The following is a 4,659-nucleotide window of genomic DNA, read 5'->3' on the forward strand; positions in this document are numbered from 1 at the left end:
CACCGGCCCTGAACTGGAGTTTTTCCTCTTCAAGAGGGAGAACGGCTCGCTCAAGCCGCTCCCGCACGACAAGGGAGGTTATTTCGACTTGAACATGGATCTCGCATACGAAATCAGGAGGGACATGAGCGTGATGCTGGAGAAATTCGGCCTTGATGTCGAGACCGCGCATCACGAATGCTCGATTGGCCAGCACGAGATAGACATAAAGTACGGGAACGCGCTCAAAACCGCGGACAACGCGCTCACCATGCGGTTCGTGATAAAGGCGGTTGCCGAGAAGCACGGATTGCTCGCGACGTTCATGCCAAAGCCCATCGCAGGCATAAACGGCTCGGGGATGCACGTGCACCAGAGCCTGTTCAAAGGGGATGTGAACGTTTTTTTCGACTCCAACGAGAAGTACAGGATTTCCAAAACAGCTAAAAACTTCATCGCGGGCCAGCTTAAGCACATCAAATCAATATGTGCAATCACTTCCCCAACCGTGAATTCGTACAAGCGGCTCACCCCTGGATACGAGGCGCCGGTCTACATAAGCTGGGCTTCCGAGAACAGGAGCGCGCTCATACGGGTTCCTGCGTTCCAGCTTGAGAGGCCCAAGGCAGCGAGGATAGAGCTGAGGTGCCCGGACCCCTCCTCCAATATCTACCTCGCTTTTGCAGTGATGCTGAAGGCCGGGCTGGATGGGATAAAAAGCAACATGCAGCCCCCGCAACCGGTGGAAGAGAGCCTGTACGAATTCGACGACGCGAAGCTGGAGAAGCTCCAGATAGGCCAGCTTCCTGCCTCGCTTTCCGCTGCGCTCAGGGAAATGGAGGGCAGCGCGCTCATGAAAGAGACCCTGGGCGAATACTTATTCAGCAAATACCTCGAGGCGAAGGGGAAGGAATGCGACGAATTCAGGCTGCACGTGAGCGAATGGGAGATAGAGCGGTATGCTGAAGTGTATTGAATTTGTCCGTCTCCAGGCAGGCGGAATTCGAAGTGCGCCATAGAGGCCGAAGGCATAGGCTACGCAAACGGGCGCCTGTTCATCAGGCTCAGTCCAGCTTGGTTCTTTTCCCTTCCTTCTCGAGCCACACGCCGGGCTGCCCTGCAGTTATGCGCCCTATCGCGTCAGCCTTGATTCCGTATTTCTTCGCGATGCGGATTACCTGGTCCGTGTTGCCCTCGGATGCGACGACGCACATGCCCACGCCCATGTTGAACGTGCGGTACATCTCGCGCTCCTCGACCTCTTTCGCGAGCGCCTGGAACACCGGCGCCGGCTTGGGCATGTTGTCCAGGACAAAGCCGCACTCCTTGTTCAGGCGCGTGAGTTTTGAGAACGCCCCCCCTGTTATGTGCGCGAGCCCGTCTATCCTGCACGAGGACATCATTTCGAGCACAGGCTTCACGTATATCCGCGTGGGCGCCAGCATCTCCGCGCCCCATTTTTTCACTTCGAGAACTTGGCGCGCGAGCGTGTACCCGTTGCTGTGCAGGCCCGAGCTTTCCAGCCCGATTACGACGCCCCCGGGCTTTATCGCGGCTCCGGTTATCAGCTCGCGCTCTATTTCCCCTATCGCAGTGAACGCAAGATCAAAAGGGCGTCCGTCGCCCTTTATTATGTCCGGGAGTATCGCGGTCTCTCCGCCCACTATCTCTATCCCGCTCTCCTGGGCGCCGGCCATGAGGCCCTTGAGTATCTCCTCCACCAGGCCTGAATCCTCGCTCGAAAGGGCCAGGTAGTCAACGCCTGCGAGGGGCGTGGCGCCGACGCATATTATGTCGTTCACGTTCATCGCTATCGCGTCTATGCCCACAGTGTCGTATTTGCCCATGGCCTGCGCAACTAGCACCTTGCTCCCGACGCCGTCGGTGTGTATGGCGAGCCTGCGGCCGCGCAAATCCACTATGCCGGCGTAATGCCCCACAAGGGCGCCCTGCTTGCCAGCGAATATGGTCCGGTTTATCATGTTCTGCATGGATTTCACTTTATTCACGTCCACGCCTGCCTCGGAATAGGATTTCATAACATCACGTTCCACGGTGCTTGATTCGGAATTAAAAGGCGTCAGGATATATTTAAATATGTAGTCCCCCCATCTGGAACTGCTAAGGAAGGGTGTTGTTATGGCGTTGGAAATACTGCCCGAGCTTGCTATTACGCTGCTCCAGTTTGTCGCGGGATTGGTCGTTTCTATGGGCGCAGTTTACATAGCGCTCAGGACTTTTGACATATTCACGAAGAATCTCGATGAATGGAAGGAGATGAAGAAGGGAAACAGCGCGGTGGGGCTGCTCCTCGGCGGCATAATCATCTCCATATCCCTGGTGCTCGAAAGAGGGGTTTCCACGCTCACGGCGCCCATAACTGCCGGAATGGAGCCCAACACGCTCGTCATCGCGCTCGCCCTGGGCCTCGTGAACCTTGCCGTAAGCCTACTCGCATCTGTTTTCGCGATATACGTGGCGATAAAGGTTCTTGACGCGATAACCACGGACATAGACGAGATGGCTGAGCTCAGGAAAGGGAATATCGCAGTGGCGATAATGATGGTTGCGGTGCTGGTCGCGGTCTCGTTCGTGGTGAGGGGCGCTGTTGAGGGAATATCATCCATCCTCAGCTCCACAGAACTGCTCAGGCTCCTGTCCGGCGCATGAAAGCGCCTGTTTTTCTTCTTTTCCATCCAATTCTTCTTCTGGTGCCTTTCATGAACATAGACAAATCCAAGAACTTCTCGGAGTGGTATAACGAAATCATAAAAGAGGCCGGGCTGTGCGACCTCAGGTACAACATAAAGGGCTTCATAGTGATAATGCCCTGGGCGATGAAGAGCATAAATCAGATATATGATATTTACGAGCGCGAGCTCCAGAGGCGCGGCCATTCCCCTGCGTTCTTCCCTTCCCTTGTGCCTGAAAAAGCCTTCCTTGCGGAGAAGGAGCACGTGGAGGGCTTCACTCCTGAAGTGATGTGGGTCACAGAAGCAGGAAACAAGAAGCTGGAGGAGAGGTACGCGCTCAAGCCTACTGGGGAAACCAGCATATACCCTATGTACGCGCTCTGGGTCAACGGGCTCTCGGATTTGCCCGTGAAGATTTACCAGCGCGGCTGGGTGTGGCGCTACGAGACCAAGGCCACCAAGCCGTTCGTGCGCGGGCGCGAGTTCCTCTGGATAGAGGCGCACGACGTCTTTGCTACGAATCCGCAGGCCAGGGCCCAGGTGGTTGAAGATATCTCAATCGCAAAGGAAGCGGTGTGGAAAACGCTCGGGATTCCGTTCATATTCTTCAGGCGCCCCCAGTGGGACAAATTCGCAGGCGCGGATGATACGTTCGCAGCAGACACGCTGATGCCTGACGGGAAAGTCCTGCAGATTGCGACCACGCACCTGCTCGGCCAGCACTTCTCCAGGGCCTACGGGATAAAATACATGAACGAAAGCAACGATGCAGTGCACGCATGGCAGACCTGCTACGGACCGGGGATAAGCAGGATATACGCGGCTTCTGTAGCTGTGCACGGGGACAACAAGGGGATGGTGCTTCCTTTCTGCATAGCTCCGGTGCAGGCGGTCATAATACCCATAATGAGGAAGGGCGGCGACGGAAAAGTCCTCGAGGCTGCGAAAACCCTTCTGAAAAACCTTTCCAAGGCTGTGCGGGCTGAGATTGACTTGAGCGACCAGACTCCGGGATTCAAATTCAACCGCTGGGAGCAGCGCGGAGTGCCCATGCGGATTGAGATAGGGGAGCGTGACCTTGCAGACGAGAGCGCAATTCTCGTTACGAGAGATGACGGAAAAAAGAGGAGCGTGAAGCTTTCCGAAATAGAAATCGAGATTCCAAAGGAAGGTGCCAGGCTGGACGCGAGGCTCATGGAAAAAAGCTCCAAACTGTTCAGGGATGCGCTCGATTCCGCAAGGAATGAGGAGGAGATGGCCCGGAAAGTGGACGCAGGGAAGATGGTCGAGGTTCCATTCTGCAGCGAGGAAAAAGATGGGGAAGGGTGCGCGAAGGCGATAAAGGAAAAGCACTCCATAGACGTGCGCGGAACCATCTGCTCGTTCTTCGATTCCGATGAAGTGACTCTGGAGGCGAAACCGCCTAAAGCTGAGAAATGCGTGCACTGCGGAAAGCCTGCGAAAGCAAGGATGTACGTTTCCAGGCAATACTAGCTGGATTAAAAAGTTCCTGCGCCCTAATTTTGCTGTTGCAGCCCCATAGTCTAGCGGTCAAGGATGCGAGGCTTTGGACCTTGAGACCCCGGTTCGAATCCGGGTGGGGCTAATCTTATTTTATAGCCGGCTGAAGAAACCATTCGGCCACCATATATCAAACCTCTGTCGGGCGCAACATTCCCGCGATCCGAATAATACTGTAGGTCTGCCATAATTTGCAAAATCCGAGCAGATTTATAACTCGAAGAATTCGATGGTTAAAAACTTGAGACCCCGGTCGGAAAAACCGAAGGTTTTTTCGAGCTGGCTTTCGGATTGCCGAAAGGCGGATTCGAATCCGGGTGGGGCTATTTCACTTTCCTTATCTTCTCCTCCAAAGCCCTTTTCTCCTTTTCCCCTATGAACCTGTTGTTCCTGAAAAAATCCGCGTAGAAATCGTTGAGCATGGATTTGGTCTTCGCCCGGTCTGAAAGATATGCGAGCTGGAGAT

At 54.8% G+C, this 4,659-nt stretch carries 4 protein-coding genes and 1 tRNA gene; 4 read left to right on the forward strand and 1 reads right to left on the reverse strand.

From position 1 onward, the window contains the following. Positions 1-955, forward strand: a 955-nt coding sequence (locus tag WC488_04510) for a glutamine synthetase (protein MFA5077662.1), incomplete at its 5' end; no start/stop codon positions are given. A gap of 88 nt (positions 956-1,043) precedes the next feature. On the opposite strand, the gene purM is transcribed toward WC488_04510, so the two are convergent. Further along, the gene (purM, locus tag WC488_04515; GenBank protein MFA5077663.1) at positions 1,044-2,018 is read right to left on the reverse strand and encodes a phosphoribosylformylglycinamidine cyclo-ligase; all 975 of its coding nucleotides are present in this window, start codon (positions 2,016-2,018) and stop codon (positions 1,044-1,046) included. A 100-nt stretch (positions 2,019-2,118) separates the two neighbouring features. On the opposite strand from purM, the gene WC488_04520 reads away from it, so the two are divergent. The 3 genes from WC488_04520 (at position 2,119) to WC488_04530 (ending at position 4,278) form a co-directional block, all read left to right on the forward strand. Next, positions 2,119-2,649, forward strand: a complete 531-nt coding sequence (locus WC488_04520; GenBank protein MFA5077664.1) for a DUF350 domain-containing protein — start codon at positions 2,119-2,121, stop codon at positions 2,647-2,649. Between the two features lie 50 nt (positions 2,650-2,699). Next, the gene (proS, locus tag WC488_04525; protein MFA5077665.1) at positions 2,700-4,166 is read left to right on the forward strand and encodes a proline--tRNA ligase; all 1,467 of its coding nucleotides are present in this window, start codon (positions 2,700-2,702) and stop codon (positions 4,164-4,166) included. Positions 4,167-4,205: 39 nt separating this feature from the next. Then, positions 4,206-4,278 (forward strand) — tRNA-Gln (locus tag WC488_04530). Positions 4,279-4,659: the final 381 nt, after the last annotated feature.

The sequence above is a fragment of the Candidatus Micrarchaeia archaeon genome (assembly GCA_041650355.1).
Classification (GTDB): domain Archaea; phylum Micrarchaeota; class Micrarchaeia; order Anstonellales; family Bilamarchaeaceae; genus JAHJBR01.

Excerpts from the sequence above, each read along its gene's own strand:
- purM (MFA5077663.1), bottom strand. The coding sequence starts at position 2,018 with ATGAAATCCTATTCCGAGGCAGGCGTGGACGTGAATAAAGTGAAATCC.
- WC488_04520 (MFA5077664.1), top strand. The coding sequence starts at position 2,119 with ATGGCGTTGGAAATACTGCCCGAGCTTGCTATTACGCTGCTCCAGTTT.
- proS (MFA5077665.1), top strand. The coding sequence starts at position 2,700 with ATGAACATAGACAAATCCAAGAACTTCTCGGAGTGGTATAACGAAATC.